Below are 16,738 nucleotides of genomic sequence, written 5' to 3' on the forward strand. Positions count from 1 at the left end.
TTCGGGTAAGAAACCCAACGCCTTATGTCTCTTTGGTCTACCGAATTTGTGTTTTCAAATCAACGGCGCCACTGGCTGGCGCGGCATGGGTTGTTCTGGCTCACCTGGGCACTTTTTTTCACGATCATCTATGGGTTCCTGCCCGCAGCGTACCTGATGCAACGGGGCGTGGTCTGGTCGACTGCTTTTCCGCGCGGTTTCACCATCTCGTCCATCGAATCGGTGTTGTTCATGCCTACCCATATGCTGATGACCTACGGGCTTATCTACTGGCTCATCCCGCGCTACCTGTATCCGGGGCGGTACGGCTGGTTGCTGGTGAACATCCTGGTGCTGGGCCTCCTCACGTCGTTGACGTCGGCCATGCTCGCTGAATATCTCGTCAACCCGTTACGATTGCAGACAGGTGGCCCGAAAGTGGTCAGTTCGTTTTCCTTTGCCATCATCGCCGGTATGCGCGGCGGCATCACCGTAGGCGGGTTTGCGGCCTCCATCAAACTGGCCAAAGACTGGTACCTGAAGCAGCAGGCCTACCAGCAAATCGGGCGCGAGAAGCTCAAGGCCGAACTGCAACTCCTTAAAGCACAGATTCATCCGCACTTTTTGTTTAATACGCTCAACAACCTTTACGCGCTCACGCTACGTCAGTCGGAGCAGTCACCGGCGGTGGTGCTGAAACTGTCGGAACTGCTGAGCTACATGCTTTACGACTGCAACGCCGCCGAGGTGCCCCTCGACAAGGAGATTCAGTTCATGCGCAACTACATCGGCCTGGAGCAACTCCGTTATGGCGACCGGCTCGATATGTCGGTGACCATTTCGAGCAACTACCCGCAGCAGACCATTGCGCCACTTTTGCTGATTCCGTTTCTGGAAAATGCCTTTAAACACGGCACAAGCGAACAACTGGAGCAAGCCTGGATGCATGTCGATCTGACAGTGCAGGAGGAAACGTTGAAATTCAAGCTGATCAACAGTCGCGAAACAACCGAGCATGAGGCCGACTACGTGGGTGGTATCGGGCTGGAAAACGTAAAGAAACGCCTGCAACTGATCTACGCCGACCGCTACAGCCTGCACATCACCGCCGAAGACGAAACGTTTATGGTTGTGCTGACGCTGGCCCTGTCGCCGCTGACGGGCGCCGCCGTATCGACCCCTCAACTTCAGGAAGCCCACTAACCCCCTGCTGCCATGACGATCAACTGCCTGCTTGTTGATGACGAACCACCCGCGCTGGACGTTATCGAATCGTATATCGACCTGATCGATGGGTTGACGGTGGTGGGCACCTGCACCAACGCCGTGCAGGCCTTTAGCCGCCTGCAGGAAACCCCCGTCGACCTGATGTTTCTGGACATCAAAATGCCTAAACTGCTGGGCACCGACTTTCTGCGTAGCCTGCGTCAGCCGCCCAAAGTCATCTTCACCACCGCCTACCGCGACTATGCACTGGACGGGTATGAACTGGACGTGGTCGATTACCTGCTGAAGCCTATCTCGTTCGAGCGTTTTTTGCGGGCCGTGTCTAAAGTGATGAAAGCCGAGCCGCTGCCATTGGCAACCAATCCCACAGCTTCTTTACCCGGTACGTTGGCGGATGCCTCATCGGCACTAACACCGGTCAATTCGTTTCTCTACTTCCGGGCCGACCGCAAAATGGTCAAGGTCTTTACCCACGACATCTGTTACGTAGAAAGCCTGAAGGATTACGTTAGAATCGTGACCACAACGGCCAGACCGCTGCTGGTGAAACAAAGCATCAGTTCACTGGAGACCATGTTGCCCGATAGTGCCTTTGCGCGTATTCACCGCTCCTTTATTGTGGCCATCGGCAAGATTACAGCCTACACCCCCACCCACGTGGAGGTTGCCGGGCAGGAACTACCCATCGGCCGGCTGTACCAGAAGGACATTGGGCGGGCGCTGGAAAAAAGTCCAGATCGGTTGGATTACCAGTAGCGTGTTCAACGGGATAATCGGTAAACTTATCGCCGGTACCTACACGGCAACCAGGGCCTGCTTTTCCAGCAGGTCATGGATATGCTGTTCGGCCAGTTTGTTGGCATTGTACTGGCTCAGTTCGCGCCCCAACCGGCGGACGTTCTGCCGGTAGCCGGGGTCGGTGAGCAGTGTGCCCACGGCCTGGCGAATCTGGGCGGGTTTGGGCGTTTCGGTCTTTAGGTTAATCCCTACCTGGCAGTAGCCAATGCGGGCGGCAATCTCGTTTTTACCCTCGTGAACGCCCGCTACCATTATGGGCAGGTTGTTTTGCAGAGCCAGCATCACGCCCCCATAGCCACCATTGGTCACGTACACGTCGGCGTAGGGCATCACGGCGTTGAACGGAATAAAGTCGTCGATGATGAAGTTATCGTGCGGAAACCGGTCGCGTAGTTCCTCTGTTTGCGCCCCGCCCGTGGTGGCAATAACCAGCGTGGTGGGGTCGTCCTGAAACGCCTCCAGTGTGGGCACCAGCAGTTTCTCGACGTCACGCTCAACCGTGCCCTGCGTCACCAGCACCACTTTGGTATAGGAAAGGACCTTGCCCGCCTGGTCGAATGAGCGCCGTTTGCCGCTGCTGAAGGGCAACAGTGGCCCCACAAACCGGACAGTAGGACTAATACGGCGGCGTGGGTACTCGAACCCTGGCACACCACTTTGCAGGTACAAGTCGGCCGAGCGCACCAGGTAATCGAACATGAAGTCTGACACAGGGGGCAGGCCCTGCCCGGCGCGGAGTTGATTGTGCAGGTCGTTGCAGGGTTTGAATAAAACGTGCTGCACCATATAGCGCAAAAAACGCTGATACTGGCGGCCAATAAACCCCGCCCTGGGTGGCATGCCCATCCCCGACGGCCCTACCCACTCGTCGGATTCGGCCAGCGGGATCACACCCACGGCCACCGATTTCACGGACAGCAACTGCTGGATAAAGGACCCGCCAATGAAGGCCACGTCGTGGATGATAAGGTCGAAGGGCCAGTCGGCATGAATAGCTTTCAGGTCGTCGACAAACTCCGGGGCGCGAAGCAGAAAGACCTCGTTGATGTCGAAGCGGAGCCGGGCGATGGTGTTTTTCAGGCGGCTACGGTCGGGAAACACGCTGTCGAGGTTTTCCTGGTTGACGGTTTTGGCCCGCACAAAGGGGTAGTGGTGCAGACCAAGATCTTTAACCCGTTCACCATAGTCGCCGCCAACATACCAGCGGACGTCGTGCCCAAGCTGGTGCAGGTGAACGGCAAGGCCCGTAAGCGGGCTGAAATGGCCATCCATGGGCATGGTGGCAAAGAGAATGCGTTGGGAGTTCATGTGTTGTTTACCTGTTGTTTGTGCGGCCAAAAATGACGCGTGGCCAACCGGTACCCAATGCCCAACTACCTGAACCGGAAGAAGCAGACGATGAGGCTGTTCATTACCCGGTCTGAAACGACACCCGGCGAAACACCCTTCTAGCAGGATGCCCGGATCACCCTCGTCGGCAGGGGTAAGCCACCTTCTCTGACCTGCTTCCCCTCTTCACCATACGGTTCCGCCGGTTCGGCCTGCGAATTATACAGTTCACGCAGAAGGCCAGCTGTAGTAGGGGCGGGGGTTATCAATTTTGTGGTGTTCAACACGAACAATGACAACAAATCGAAACCTTTCGCTTATCATGAACAACGCAATTTTACTTCTCGCTCTGGCCGTTGCGCCACTTGGTTTATCGGCTCAGCACAAGCCTGCGGCCCGTAAACCAACCACATCGTCGGTTCGCTCCACTGCCACCCGGCCCACCACCCGTCCGGCCCATGCATCGACGGTTGCCAAGGCCCCGGCTGCCGAACCCATTGCCGCCAGCGCACCCACCACTGCCCCGGCAATAACCACCCGGCCAGAAGCCGCCGTCGTGTCGGCCCCGGCTACCCCGCCCGCTACGTCAACAGCGAAAGCGACTAAACCGGCTCCTGTTGCGCAAGTGAAAATCAGCCCGGAACGCACCCGGGAAAGCGGTTTCCGCGTTGGCTTCCGGGCCGGTGGGAGCGGCGCCACTGTGTCGGGTGCGTCGGCCGACGCCTTTGGGAGCGGCACGAGCATCGAGCCAGTTACGGGTTTCCATGCGGGCCTGGTGCTGAGCTTCGGCCGTCGTGCCTTTACGATCCAGCCCGAAGTGCTTTACTCGCAATACGGGTTCAACGTAACGGCGGGGACGGACTATGCCCGGGTCAAGTATAATTTGGTGGAGGTGCCGGTCATGCTGAAATACACCTTCGGCCAGTCGACTATGCGCTTTTTTGTCAATGCTGGGCCAACGGCAACGTATTTGCTCAACGGCACGATCACCGTAAAAGAAGGGGGCGAAACCAGCCAGGCAGACATACCCATTGGCCCCAACGATGGCCGCATCAACTACGGTGGGTCGCTGGGGCTGGGCGTGGCGATGAAAGCCGGATCGGGCAGCTTCCAGCTTGAGGCGCGCGGTACTTACCTGAAAACGAGCGACGGCAACACCAGCCTGCAGAATGCGAAACTGTCAGTAGCCTACCTGCTGCCACTGGGCGGCCGATAACCGCCCCACCCCCCGAGTCAAAACACCAACCATATGCTTAAACCAAATGTAGCATGATCACTATTCAAGTCACCGAACTCATAGACCGGCCTGTTGCCGACGTCTATGCACTGGCCGGAAGCCTCGACAATGACCTGCTCTGGCGAATGAATCTTTCGCGCAAGCAGCACACACCGGGATTGCCCTATGTGGGTATGACCTTCCAGGAAGCCATGAATTACCAGGGGAGCTATTTTACACTGACGGCCGTCGTTGAGGCCGTAGAGCCTAACCACCGCCTGGCTTTCCGCACCGTGAATACGGCCATGAGCATGCAGGGGCAGCGGGTATTCGAGGCCGTAGGTCCGGGCCAGACCCGCTTCACCTACGAACTGACCATTGAGCCCACGGGTCTCTATAAACTACTGCCCGCCCTCACGCATGAGCTCTTCAGTCAGCAAATTCAGCGCGACCTGCTGACGCTGAAACGAGTCGTCACCGCCCGCCCCCGCGCCGCCCTGGCCACCGTTGCGGCCTGACTCCACACCAACCGGCGTAAGCTGGAACAACAAAAACCCCCATCAGTTGCTCAGAAAGAGTTAACTGGTGGGGTTTTAGGGTGAAAAGAAATCTACGTCCAGCGGGCAGAGATGACTAGTTGAGTGCTATCATATGCCCGCCAGGTTATGATCGGGATGCGTTGTACTCATCGTCTGTTACGGGTTGCCCCCAGATTACTGCCCCGCCCTGGCTCACGTTGGGGTTAATGGCGATATGGGTAAAGCGGCTGTCGTGGCTGGCACCATGCCAGTGCACTACGTTGGGGGCAATGTTTATGGCTTCGCCCTTGTGCAGCACCTGAATGGGCTGGCCCTTGAACCGTCTTGCCGTCTTTGAAGGTAATTTCGTGGGTGGTGGCCGCACCGTGCCATCACAATCGAACCTTCCAGCTGGGCGTTGATGGTATCGGGATTCACGTACCAGCCACAGTCCATCACGGCCCACACCTAATCGATGTTGACACCCCCGTTCTTACTGCGCGACACTTTCACGACCTGCCCCACGGTACTGTTGCAGCACTTGGTAATGGCCACGCCGAAGCTCAGTAATAATGGTTACTATGTCCGTAATCCGTATACCCATCCGGCCAGAAAACAGGCAGACCTTTGTCACATAAATTTAGTACACTCGTGCAAACAGTAACATTAAACAATGGGGCAGTAATGCCCATCCCGGGATTTGGTGTATTCCAGATACCCGACGCAGCTGAATGTGAACGCAGCGTGCTGGATGCCATCGCGACCGGCTATCGACGGCGGTCAATCAGATTGAAACCACACCCACCCAGAAAGAGCGAACCATCTGGTTCAAACGGGTTACCGACGACGAATACGCCGGCAAGAAATAATAACGCCAAAAACCAATTGTAAACCAGTCTTAATCACTATGAAAGCAATCATTTTCGGCTTGAGCTTCGGGCTCATTAGCACCGTATCGGCACTCGCTCAATCAACAGCAGAGCAGGAGATCATCAATCTCTCTAAAGAGAAATGGCAGTGGATGGCCGACAAAAACGTGGATAAACTGACGCCGCTCTTCCACGACAAAGCCAAGTTTGTCCATATGAGTGGCACCTGGAAAAAGGCCGAAGAACTCGACATCATCAAGACCGGACGCATCTGGTACAAGAAAGCCGATGTACATGATGTGGCCGTAGAGATTGCCGACAAAACGGCCATTATCTGGAGTCGTATCACGTTGACGGCCGTGGTTCGCGGTGCTGATGCCGTGACGGAATTCACCGTCACCGAAGTCTATACCAAACAAAAGGGCGACTGGAAAATACTGGCCCTCACGTTTAGCAGCGTACGCGACACGCATAAAATTGAACATTAATCAAAAACGGGTACATTCAACCGTAAAACCTTAAAAATCAGCATGAAAACATTCATTATTAGCTTGGGCTTCGCGCTCATCAGCGCAGGATCGGCATTGGCTCAATCAACAGCAGAGCAAGCCGTTATCAACCTCTCAAAGGATAAGTGGCAGTGGATGGCCGACAAGAACGTAGATAAGCTTGCCACACTCTTCGACGACAAATCCATGTTTGTCCACATGGGTGGGTCGTGGGGTAAACAACAGGAACTGAACGTCATCAAAGGCGGGGGCATCTGGTACAAAAAAGCGGAGGTGTATTCGACTACGGTGAATAGTATTGGCAACACGGCTATTTTGCTGAGCGACATTGACCTGGTGGCCGTCGTGGGTGGCAACGAGGTGGTCAATCCGTTTATGGTCACGGAGGTGTATGTCAACCAAAACGGCAAATGGACCATGGGATCACTCTCGTTTTCAAAGCTGATGCGGCCCGTTAAACTGACGGCTGCTAAATAGTGAGTTGCACTTAGCCACTCTATACATGCACTTACTGCTTCCCTTCCTTATCCTGATTTCTGCCTGTTCACCTGCCCAACAGGCGGGCAGCATAACCACCGTTGCTGATACGGTGTCTTCTGATAAAATCTTGATTGTGTATTTGTCGCGAACCAACAATACCAGGGCACTAGCGGAGATGATTCACAAGCAGGTAGGCGGAAAACTGGTGGCCCTTGAACTGGAAAATCCTTATCCTAAAAACTATCAGGCAACGGTGCAACAGGTTGCCGGGGAGAACGAAACAGGGTATCTACCACCCTTGAAAACGAAGATCGACCGCATTCAGCAATACGATGTCGTGTTTGTAGGCTTCCCCACCTGGGGCATGCAGTTGCCGCCGCCGATAAAGAGTTTTCTGCGGCAGTATGACCTGCGGGGAAAAACCGTTGTTCCGTTTAATTCTAACGCCGGCTATGGCGTAGGTAGTAGTTTCCGGACGGTAGCGGAACTATGCCCGAACAGCAATATGCTGGAAGGCTTTACAACGAGGGGCGGCGTGGAGCGAGACGGTCAATACCTGGTTATTAAAGACGAAAAAGCCGATGAAGCAGCAGCGGCAGTAGCGAAATGGTTGCAAAAAATAAAGGTATTAACACACACCCATTGACGTACCTGACAGCCTGAAACAAAAAGCTGCCTTACCGCTTCAACCGGTTATATTCCTCATCGGTCACCTTTCGTAACCAAGTTACCCGCCCGGTTGGGGTGTTGGGCGTAATGGCCACCTGCGTGAAGCCAACCGTTGGTGAAGCGCCATGCCAGTGAGGTATGTTAGGGGGACACTTGACCGCGTCGCCTTTTCTGAGAACCTGAATAGGTTTTCCTTTTTCCTGATAGTAGCCAATACCGCCCATGGCCAGTAGGGCCTGCCCGCCCGGGTGACTATGCCAGAACGACCGGGCACCCGGCTCGAACGTTACGTAGCCGACCGGGATGTTGAACGCGCTGTCGGGCTGAATCAACTGCTGCACCCAAACCGTACCGGTAAATGTAGCATCGGGTGCGCGCTGCCCTTTTGGAAAAATAGCGTCTGCCGCTCCCGACGCACTGGGCCGGTGCTGAGCGGCTGCTTCAATACCGACGAGGGCTAAAACCATAAAGGCTGCCATCCTCAAGGTTAGCATTCCGTTCTTCATTGTTTTTCTGGAAATCGGCCAGCTGACAGCCACCGTTTTTTACTTCCTCGACCCTGTGACCTGGGTCAGAACGACTCGACCTGCCTCTGCCTCGACTTTACCGACATGGGTCTCGATCAGCGCGAGCATTTGCCTGAGTTGCACCTCGGTGAGGCCAACGTGCAGGCAGATCCCCAGGTGGGCCTGCAACATTGGCTCTACGCCCCCGATGCTACTCAGAACGGCAACGGTTGTTAGTTCCCGATCGGCATAGCTGAGCACATCACGGCCAAACAGATCGGCAAACAGATGTTCTTTTAAAAACACGTCTATTTCCGGACTAAACGCCGCATAACCACGCTTGGGGCCATTTTGTGGCTGTCCAGATAACCTTTCCAGCACATGTTGCCCTTGTGCGTACTTACTCCCGGTGTTGGTAACGGGCGTTGCTTCTTTGCCTATTTCGTCCTGAATGCCCTGCTTTTTCCGGTCGTCCAGCACCGCCATAAAGGTGGTGAGCCCCCTGATACTCCTGGGAAAACCACAATAGGCGTAGAGGTGCACCAGCACTTCCTTGATTTCGTTGACGGTCAGGCCAGCCTCCAGCCCGCTGACCAGCGCAGGTGCTAAGGCAGGTAGATTACCTTTGGCCGTCAGTGCAGCAATGGCGACAATCCGCTGCTGCTTGGCTGATAAAATGGCCTGCTGAGCTGGGGTATGTTGAGCACTCATTGTGCCAATGCCCAGCAGCCAGACAGCGACCACAACACACAGCGAAAGGGGCGTGGCCGGCAGGGTGCGGTTGCTGATCAAAGCCCCGTTGATTTTTCCATCTGTTCCGTATACCGCGTCCCCACTACCTCAATCTGCGCCGAAGCCGCCTCGATTTCCTGTAGTTCGGCCGCGGTGAGTTCAATGGCGGCCGCACCATTATTTTCCGTTAGCCGATGCAGCTTCGTGGTGCCGGGAATGGGTACGATCCAGGGTTTCTGGGCCAGCACCCAGGCCAGCGCAATCTGCGCCGTGGTTGCCTGTCGGCGGTCGGCAAAGGTGTTCAGCAGATCAATCAGTGCCTGATTGGCCTTGCGGGCTTCTTCGGTGTAGCGGGGCAGTGTGTTCCGAATGTCGCCTTCGGCGAAGGTGGCTTTGTCGTCAATCGTACCGGTCAGGAACCCCTTGCCCAGCGGGCTGTAGGCCACCAGGCCGATGCCGAGTTCGTCGATGGTGGGTATGATCTCGCGTTCGTGCTGCCGGGTCCAGAGAGAGTATTCGCTTTGCAGGGCCGTAATAGGTTGCACCGCGTGAGCCCGCCGGATGGTTCCGGCCCCGGCTTCCGACAGGCCGAAGTGCTTTACCTTGCCTTCCTGAATCAACTCCTTCACCGTACCCGCCACGTCTTCAATGGGTACGTTCGGGTCAACGCGGTGCTGATAGAAGAGGTCGATCACGTCTACACGCAGGCGTTTCATCGAGGCTTCGGCCACTTTACGAATGTTCTCCGGGCGGCTGTTCAGCCCCGCCATTTTTCCGTCCTGGATGTTGAAGCCGAATTTGGTGGCAATCGTCACCTGCCCTTTGAATGGTTCGAGGGCTTCACCCACCAGCGTTTCGTTGGTGAATGGGCCGTAGACCTCAGCCGTGTCGAAGAAAGTAACCCCCTGCTCTACGGCGGCCCGGATCAGGGCGATCATGTCGCGTGTATCGGCCGCCGGACCATAACCAAAGCTCATGCCCATACAGCCCAGCCCAATGGCCGAGACGTCTAATTTGCTGTTTCCTAATGTGCGTTTTTGCATGTCGTTTATGCTTGTTTTATTTTCATCGTTGGTATCAGCGGCACCGTTTCAACCAACTCAAGCGATGTTATCATGCCCGCCGTGCCGGTCTTGTACTTGATGAAATGGGGCGTTTTCAGGTGCGCTTTGTAAGCCGTAGAATCTGCGTAAATCTCCAGAATCGTGATGTGGTGGGGCCGGTCTTTTTCCGACACAGCATACAGGGTTAAAACGCCGGGTTCAAGGCGCACCGACGCTTCGATTTCTTCTTTAAGCGCCGCCCGATAGAACGTCAGTTGAGTCGTGTCTACCACGATTTTGGCGATTCGTACCAATTGTCCTGTAGCTTGACCCAAAGATCGTTCAGCACTCAACAGAAGTAACAGACTTACCGCAAACAGCCGCCACAGCTGTAGAGGGCTGCCTGATAAGTTGCTGTTTATCAAGGTTTTGCGTTTGTTTGTCATGCAAGGTGCTTTGTAGCGGCCATTGCTCAGTTCTGCGTTCGGTATTCGTTGGGCGACTGACCAACGCGTTGTTTAAACAGCCGGATGAAGTGCTGGGGATACTTAAAGCCTAGTTCGTAGCCTAGCTGGCTAACCGATTTGCTGGGGTCGAACAGCCGTTCTTTGGCCACGTCGATCACCTTCGACTGGATGTATTCCTGTGCGGTTCTGCCGGTTTCTTTTTTGATCAGATCGCCAAAGTAATTAGCCGACAAATTCAACTCACCCGCATAGTAGGCTACCGAGGGTAAACCAAGCAACTGCGGTTTGTCGGTTTGAAAATAGTCGTTCAGCAACTGCTCAAACCGCTCGACAATGCCCTGGTGCACGTGATTACGGGTGATGAACTGACGGTCGTAGAAGCGGACGCAGTAATTTAGAAAGAGTTCAATGTTGCTGACAATCAGTTGTTTGCTGTGCTTGTCGATGCCGTGTTCCAGCTCATACTCAATTTTCGACAGGCAGTCCAGCACCATGTCCCGTTCCCGTCTGGACACATGCAGCGCTTCGTTTGACTGATAACTGAAGAACGTGTATTCCTGAATATGCCGCCCCAGGACCGTGCCGTGAATCAGATCGGGATGAAAAACCAGCGCATAGCCTTTGGGTTGGTAGATTTCCCCGGTGTTGTCAACGCTAACCACCTGTCCGGGCGCAATGAACACCAGCGTGCCTTCCTGGTAGTCGTAAGTGCCTTTTCCGTACCGCAGATCACCGCAGTTGACATCTTTTAAAAAGACGACGTAGAAGCCAAAATACATGCTGGAGGACTGCCTTGGGTTTGCCTTTGACATGTCAATGACACTGACCAGAGGATGCAGCGTTTCCTGATTGTTGAACGCGTTGTAGTCACTGACTGCCTCGAACCGTCGCAGATTATCCATAGCCCTGTTGGTTTGCTTACCTCAAAATTACCGCGTTTTTCGACCCTTTGTCCTCCGGCATCGCCTGATCAGGAATAGTGGTAGTTAAACCCGTAATCTGTATACTCATCGGGAGCAATTTCATGACAAAATGGGAAGAGTTGGCGGTGACAGTGAATGGGGTAGCTTATTGCCAGGTGATGGCCCGCTTGCGGATGCAGTGGTTATACTTGTCGAGCGTAAACAACTCGCCTTTCGAGTTTACCGCCAGGCTGTAGTTGGCATGGCTCGTGCCGGGGCTGGTGTCGGCGTAGTCGTGGGCCAGTATCCGATCCAGGCTGTGGACATAATCGTCGGGTGTGACCATGATCATGTAGGTGCCCGTGTCCACAACCACGATCAGGCGTTTGTTGACCGGGTCATACTGCACGCGGTAGGGTTGATAGACGCCGCTTTTGCTGCGGGGCTTGTCGGCAGAATAGCCCGTGCTCAGGCCCAGGTATGTCGACACGGTGCCGTCGGGTGTGATTTTGCGCACGGCGTGGTTGCCCCAGTCGGGTACGTAAAGGTTGCCCGCGTCGTCGATGGTGAGGTCTTCCAAAGAGCAGAACCGGGCCTCGGTGCCCTTGCCATCCACAAATTGACAGATAGCCGAGTCCTGGGGTTTTCCGGCCAGCGTAGAAACCATGTTGGTGCTTAAGTCGACCTTGCGAATGCATTTGTTGAGGGCGTCGCCGATGTAGATCATCCCGACTTTGTCCATAATGATGCTGGTGGGTGTGTTGAATTTAGCCTGCGCCAATGGTCCGTCGCGATAGCCGAAACTGTAGCCACCGCCCGCATCCGGTCCACCGCTGAGCCGGGTAACGTCGCCGGCCGCGCTAATGCGGAAAATGCCGTTATAGACCCCAATGGCGTCGCCGCTTTCAATGGCGTAGAGCGTAACGCCGTCGCGGGGGTCCACGCAGATGTCGGTGACCGATTTCAGCCCTGTAGCGAAGGTGGTGACGTTGCCTGCCGGGTCTACCTTGCGAATTACGCTGCCGCCCTGGTAACTCTGGCGCTGGTCGATGACGTAGAGGTTATCGTTTTTGTCGATCGTCATCTGGTTGGGGTAATTGAACCGGGCGGCGGTGCGGTTGCCATCTACGAACCCTTTTTTGGTGTCGCCCCCCGCCATGGTGGTGATGGTGACGTAGGGTGTTTTTCCGGTAGTGACTGGCGTGCCGGTGGTGCCGCCGGGAGGAACAACCTCATTTTTGGGCGTAGTACAGGCCAGTGTAAGCGATAGGGCGGCCAGCAGGCCGAGGCGGGGTAAGGAGCGGTTCATGGGTGCTGTTGTTGTTTACTGTTCGCCGCTTTCACGGTCTGATGGGTCAAAGGTGTCTGGCATCAGCCAGGTGCCCAACGCGTGCCTGGGTGAAACGACAAAAGCCGCCTATGAAGCGGCTTTTGGTACGGGCTAATGCCCTGTGTTGGTTCGTATGTCGACCTGACCGATTGCGGGCCGCTTATCGGCTGGCTGTTCGGTCGAGGTCCTGCACCCAACGCTGAGCAACGGCACGGGCGGCCATAACCGGTTCCCGGCCCATGCGGTAGAGCAGTTTCCATTCGTTGCTTTTGCGCCGATTGGCCACGTCGACAAACTCGGCCCGACCATTGGTCGTGATCACTTTCGCGCCGAAATCGACCGATTCAGCCAGGGCAATGAACCCCCGCAGTTTGTTCTTCAGGCCAATAGTCGGGCTGGCGTGCGCTTTGTAATCGGCCAGACGTTGCTGATAGTCGGCGGCTTTTTTCTTGTCATCGGCCAGCCGGGCTTCGTGTTCTTTGAGCTGACCAGCCCCAGCCTTGCCGAGATCATGGTTCATGAAGGCCAGATACTGCTTCTTGAATTCGGCCGGATTGCTGCGCGAAAGGGCCTGTAGCTTTTTAAGCTGCGTTAGCTTTGCCATGTTCTCTGCCCTGGTGTCTCCCTCCGACTGCGCCACCTCGTCGGCCGTTACCTGTATCTGCGACTGGAGCACCATAGCCAGCATGGCCGGGTCCATGCCCGCCAGCGATTGGTTCACCTGCGTCATGGCCTGGTTAAACTGCTGTTTGGGCGCGTCGCTGCTGGTATTGGCTATCTGTTCAGCCGCCTGGGTCTGCCCGTCGCTGACGTGGTATTCGTTGCGTAGGTATGCGTCGTAGCGACTGCGGAAATCGGCGGTTTCGGTATAGGCCCGTACCACGTTACCCAGGGCTTTTACTGCTTCCACCCGCGCCCCAACAGCCAGTTGCCTGGCCATGTCGCGGGCTTTATATGAAATGGGGGGCAGATGAAACGCAGTGTCGGTCAGGTTGTTGAGCGTTATCTGATGCAATTCGTCGGGTGTGATGTCCAGATCGGCCAGAATGTCGAGTGGACGGGCTGCCAGCCAGAGGGTTGCCGCCGTCAGGAGCAGGAAGGAGCGGAGGTAGGGACGTGCCATTGTGCTTGACTTTGTGATGGTTGATTCCCCGAAGTTGGTTGCCTCGCCTTCGGTTGGGCAACAACATTATCCCTGGAACGTCAGTAGAGACCGGTGAAACGGGCATAACTACCGGTGGGCAGTGGGGGCAATGGTTGCGCCATTACTGCCTGCCGGCTCGATCAGGGGCAGCGTCACGTCGAAGTGCCCATCCCGCTCCTCGATGACTGGAACGGGCTGCGCCATCATCTGGTATTTGGTCAGGATGTTGCTCAGCCCTACGCCGTTTGACGCCACCCGCACCTGCTTGCGCTGCAAATTATTGCGCACCACCAGTTGCGCCCGTTCGTTGGTTAAAATGCTGATGGTGAGCGGTTGGTCGGCCAGAATAACGTTGTGCTTCACCGTGTTTTCAACCAGTAACTGCAACGTCAGCGGCGGGATCAGGTAAGGCAGGTAAACGGCGTCGACCTGATTGTTGAGGCGAATACCCCGACCGTAGCGGGTTTCGAGCAGGTGAAAATAAGAGTCGATGAAGGCCAGTTCGCGCTCCAAGGTGGTTAGTTCCTGGGCGTTGGTTTGCAACACATACCGGTACACGCTGGCCATTTCGTCGACAAACACTTCGGCCCGGACCGCGTCGTCGGCAATGAGCGACGAGAGCGTGTTGAGGCTGTTGAAGAGAAAATGCGGATTCAAATGCGCCTGCAACGCCCGCATCTGCACCTCCGACATCTCCTGCCGGAGCCGCTGCACCGACAATTCACTTTCGAGTTGTTCGCGGTGTCGCTTTTCGCGCTCCTGCGCCAGTTCCTGCTCCACGAGGGCAGTCTTGACGGCTGCCCGCCGTTGCCGGTAGCTGAGACCAAGCGAGAAGCAAAGCAATTCGCCCAGAATGCCGATCTGAAAGTAGGCAATGGGTGCCTGCCAGAAGAAAATATCGTCGGGTAAAACGGGGTAAATGAATGTGAGCACCATCGACGTAAGTCCGCCCGCAACCAGGCAGATTGACCCCGTAACAAAATACCGTGCGGCCATGGTGCGGTACTGAAACAGGCGGGCGATGCTGTAGATGGCTACCAGCGCCAGCGTCACCCGCACCGCCGTATGGGCCGTGTTGAAGAGGGCCGGGTGCCAGACCGAGGCCAGAAAACAGACCCACAGCTGGAGAGCGATGTAAGGCACTACGATGGCCTTGCCGAACTGAAAAAGCCTGAATAGCCCTGGCTGGTGCCTGCGTACCTGGAGGAAGGCGTCGGCGAAATCGAAATAAATAAAATAGGCCAGCGAAGGAAAGCCGGCCTTGATAAACGAATAGGTGTTTTCAGAAACCCGGTCACTGAACAAGGGCATGCGTACACCGTAGAAAAACAGCCATACGAGCATGTAGAGGGTATACAGGCCGTAGATACGCTCCCGGTAGATGAACCATTGAACAACGTTCAGCAGCAGGATAGACGCCACCATCCCCACAAACAGGTCATTCCAGGTGTCGAAAGCCATAGGGTCAGCTACGTGTTTAAGGCCCAAAAATAGGCCACAAGGTAGGCCATAAGCCCCCTTTACATAGCCGCCGACACCGACCAACCCGCACTTGCCGTTGGTGAAGCAACCAATTTGCCCGTTGAAGCGTGGTGTGCGGCCAACCGCTGGGCAGCACATGCACCACAACACAGGTGAGGCCTGGCGGTTGGCGGTTGATGCCCGGCGGAGCCCTGCCGGATAGCCGCCGCCGTTGTCTGGTGCTGCTGACCAAGCCAGTCGGTGAAGTGTATAACGCAATCCTGTTCAGCGGCAGGTGTGTTGGTGAACAGCCACGGCCGACCGGTTTTGGCCAGAACAAACAGGCCGTAATCATCACCGATGGCCATGAAGTCGGGGTTGGGGTCCTGCTTCCTGAAGGGTGTCAGGCCATACTGGCTGGCGAGCCAGGCAGCAGTGCCGGGTACGCTGGCCGTGGCGACACCAACCTCGCTGACACCCTGAAAATAGTTCCCTGGTGCGGCGAAGCCCGCGTCGTCGCGTTCGATGAGTTCGACGATGTTGTGGCCGGGGTCCCGAAAATAAACCGCCCGCGCCTTCCAGTCCGGAAAATGTGCTACCCGTCCCCCTACCTCGTCGATGCTGAGGTAGGGGAGGTCGAACCAAAGCTGGTATTGCTCAAGGGTATACAGGGGCACGTTGAGGGCGAGGTGGTAAGGTGCCACCGGCTTATCTGTTTGCCTGAAAACCAATTCCGTCCAGCCCACCCGGAACGTAACACTCTGCTGATTGGCCCTTAGCACAGGCAGGCCAAGCTGATGGGCATAGAACGGGTGTATACTGGGCAGATTGGCAACGGCCAGTTCAAGTCGGGTGATTTTCATGGGTAACGCTGGTGTGTGTACGAGCCAATCTTATACGGCTTTCCAGGTAATAACGGCACTGTAGCTACGCCCGTCTTCGGTGATCGTGGTGCGTACTTTCAGGTACCGGGCCGAGGCCTCGTCAACGATCCAGTCAGACACCGTGCCGTCGTCGCCATCCACGATTTTCATTTTCTTCGTCGTGTTGTCATACGTCCAGGAACCGGGCTTACTCGTAGCCGGGTCATCGTCGCACTTCAGCTTGCCGTTATCGCCCGACATGGTGCCGTTGCGTTCAAAAACCACGGTGTTGTCGAGGTCGCAGGGCCGCAGAAACTGGAGCAGGTTGCTATCGGGTTTACCGTCGCCGTCGAGGTCCTGCGGAGGGTCAAGTTCAAAGCTGGCCATCTGCCAGCGCACCCCCACAAAGGACGCCACAAAACCACCCGGCGGGTTTGGGTTGGGGTCGACATCTTGCTGCTCTTTTTTGCAGGCCGACAGCGAAGCCAATAGCCCAACCAGGATGGGCAGGAGGAAGGTGAATAAACGGTTCATGTGATTTGTTGTTTCCCGTTCTGAGCGGGTTGTTTGGTTGAAAAGAGGAAGGTCGCCGGAGAAACGAACTGGTCTCGCGTTCCGACAGGACAAAGTTGCCACCTGCCCCACGCAGGGCCATTGGCTACAGGTATCAACCGTATTTTCAACCGCATGAACCAG

19 protein-coding genes are annotated in these 16,738 nt (G+C 55.9%); 7 read left to right on the plus strand and 12 right to left on the minus strand.

From position 1 onward, the window contains the following. Positions 1-24 precede the first annotated feature (24 nt). Positions 25-1,182 (plus strand): sensor histidine kinase, encoded by a 1,158-nt coding sequence (locus tag J2I47_RS04870; protein WP_207363434.1) that lies wholly within the window; start codon positions 25-27, stop codon positions 1,180-1,182. Between the two features lie 12 nt (positions 1,183-1,194). Then, positions 1,195-1,962, plus strand: coding sequence for a LytR/AlgR family response regulator transcription factor (locus J2I47_RS04875; RefSeq protein WP_207363435.1), 768 nt, complete (start codon positions 1,195-1,197; stop codon positions 1,960-1,962). Between the two features lie 39 nt (positions 1,963-2,001). On the opposite strand, the gene J2I47_RS04880 is transcribed toward J2I47_RS04875, so the two are convergent. Continuing rightward, complete coding sequence (locus J2I47_RS04880; protein WP_207363436.1) at positions 2,002-3,312, minus strand: glycosyltransferase; 1,311 nt, start codon at positions 3,310-3,312, stop codon at positions 2,002-2,004. Between the two features lie 343 nt (positions 3,313-3,655). Between J2I47_RS04880 and J2I47_RS04885 the strand changes: the two genes are divergently transcribed. After that, positions 3,656-4,549 carry a porin family protein gene (locus J2I47_RS04885; protein ID WP_207363437.1) on the plus strand — a complete coding sequence of 298 codons (894 nt, stop codon included), beginning with the start codon at positions 3,656-3,658 and terminating at the stop codon, positions 4,547-4,549. A gap of 53 nt (positions 4,550-4,602) precedes the next feature. Beyond that, the gene (locus tag J2I47_RS04890; protein ID WP_207363438.1) at positions 4,603-5,067 is read left to right on the plus strand and encodes an SRPBCC family protein; all 465 of its coding nucleotides are present in this window, start codon (positions 4,603-4,605) and stop codon (positions 5,065-5,067) included. 145 nt (positions 5,068-5,212) lie between these two features. Here J2I47_RS04890 and J2I47_RS04895 read toward each other — a convergent pair whose 3' ends face one another. After that, the gene (locus tag J2I47_RS04895) at positions 5,213-5,386 is read right to left on the minus strand and encodes a cupin domain-containing protein (protein WP_207363439.1); all 174 of its coding nucleotides are present in this window, start codon (positions 5,384-5,386) and stop codon (positions 5,213-5,215) included. Positions 5,387-5,974: 588 nt separating this feature from the next. Between J2I47_RS04895 and J2I47_RS04900 the strand changes: the two genes are divergently transcribed. The 3 genes from J2I47_RS04900 to J2I47_RS04910 are packed head-to-tail and all read left to right on the plus strand — an operon-like array spanning position 5,975 to position 7,571. Next, a complete protein-coding gene (locus J2I47_RS04900; protein WP_207363440.1) occupies positions 5,975-6,424 on the plus strand; it encodes a nuclear transport factor 2 family protein in 450 nt (149 codons plus the stop codon). A gap of 42 nt (positions 6,425-6,466) precedes the next feature. Further along, positions 6,467-6,922 carry a nuclear transport factor 2 family protein gene (locus J2I47_RS04905; RefSeq protein ID WP_207363441.1) on the plus strand — a complete coding sequence of 152 codons (456 nt, stop codon included), beginning with the start codon at positions 6,467-6,469 and terminating at the stop codon, positions 6,920-6,922. 25 nt (positions 6,923-6,947) lie between these two features. Next, complete coding sequence (locus J2I47_RS04910) at positions 6,948-7,571, plus strand: flavodoxin (RefSeq protein ID WP_207363442.1); 624 nt, start codon at positions 6,948-6,950, stop codon at positions 7,569-7,571. Positions 7,572-7,602: 31 nt separating this feature from the next. On the opposite strand, the gene J2I47_RS04915 is transcribed toward J2I47_RS04910, so the two are convergent. From J2I47_RS04915 to J2I47_RS04960, 10 genes are all read right to left on the minus strand, one after another. After that, the gene (locus tag J2I47_RS04915; RefSeq protein ID WP_229374290.1) at positions 7,603-8,073 is read right to left on the minus strand and encodes a cupin domain-containing protein; all 471 of its coding nucleotides are present in this window, start codon (positions 8,071-8,073) and stop codon (positions 7,603-7,605) included. 66 nt (positions 8,074-8,139) lie between these two features. Next, positions 8,140-8,892 carry a carboxymuconolactone decarboxylase family protein gene (locus tag J2I47_RS04920; RefSeq protein WP_229374291.1) on the minus strand — a complete coding sequence of 251 codons (753 nt, stop codon included), beginning with the start codon at positions 8,890-8,892 and terminating at the stop codon, positions 8,140-8,142. Further along, on the minus strand, positions 8,889-9,875 hold the full coding sequence (locus J2I47_RS04925; RefSeq protein ID WP_207363444.1) for an aldo/keto reductase: 987 nt from the start codon (positions 9,873-9,875) through the stop codon (positions 8,889-8,891). The genes J2I47_RS04920 and J2I47_RS04925 overlap by 4 nt, the downstream gene beginning before the upstream one ends. A gap of 5 nt (positions 9,876-9,880) precedes the next feature. Then, the gene (locus J2I47_RS04930; protein WP_229374292.1) at positions 9,881-10,189 is read right to left on the minus strand and encodes a putative quinol monooxygenase; all 309 of its coding nucleotides are present in this window, start codon (positions 10,187-10,189) and stop codon (positions 9,881-9,883) included. A 158-nt stretch (positions 10,190-10,347) separates the two neighbouring features. Beyond that, positions 10,348-11,244 (minus strand): helix-turn-helix domain-containing protein, encoded by an 897-nt coding sequence (locus tag J2I47_RS04935; RefSeq protein ID WP_207363446.1) that lies wholly within the window; start codon positions 11,242-11,244, stop codon positions 10,348-10,350. A 166-nt stretch (positions 11,245-11,410) separates the two neighbouring features. Further along, the gene (locus tag J2I47_RS04940) at positions 11,411-12,553 is read right to left on the minus strand and encodes an NHL repeat-containing protein (protein WP_207363447.1); all 1,143 of its coding nucleotides are present in this window, start codon (positions 12,551-12,553) and stop codon (positions 11,411-11,413) included. A 181-nt stretch (positions 12,554-12,734) separates the two neighbouring features. Next, complete coding sequence (locus J2I47_RS04945) at positions 12,735-13,697, minus strand: hypothetical protein (RefSeq protein WP_207363448.1); 963 nt, start codon at positions 13,695-13,697, stop codon at positions 12,735-12,737. Positions 13,698-13,805: 108 nt separating this feature from the next. Beyond that, positions 13,806-15,179 (minus strand): sensor histidine kinase, encoded by a 1,374-nt coding sequence (locus J2I47_RS04950; protein WP_207363449.1) that lies wholly within the window; start codon positions 15,177-15,179, stop codon positions 13,806-13,808. A gap of 59 nt (positions 15,180-15,238) precedes the next feature. After that, a complete protein-coding gene (locus J2I47_RS04955) occupies positions 15,239-16,042 on the minus strand; it encodes a VOC family protein (RefSeq protein WP_207363450.1) in 804 nt (267 codons plus the stop codon). A 30-nt stretch (positions 16,043-16,072) separates the two neighbouring features. Then, positions 16,073-16,576, minus strand: a complete 504-nt coding sequence (locus J2I47_RS04960; protein WP_207363451.1) for a hypothetical protein — start codon at positions 16,574-16,576, stop codon at positions 16,073-16,075. Positions 16,577-16,738 lie beyond the last annotated feature (162 nt).

This window comes from Fibrella rubiginis (assembly GCF_017353185.1).
In the GTDB taxonomy this organism is placed as follows: domain Bacteria; phylum Bacteroidota; class Bacteroidia; order Cytophagales; family Spirosomataceae; genus Fibrella; species Fibrella rubiginis.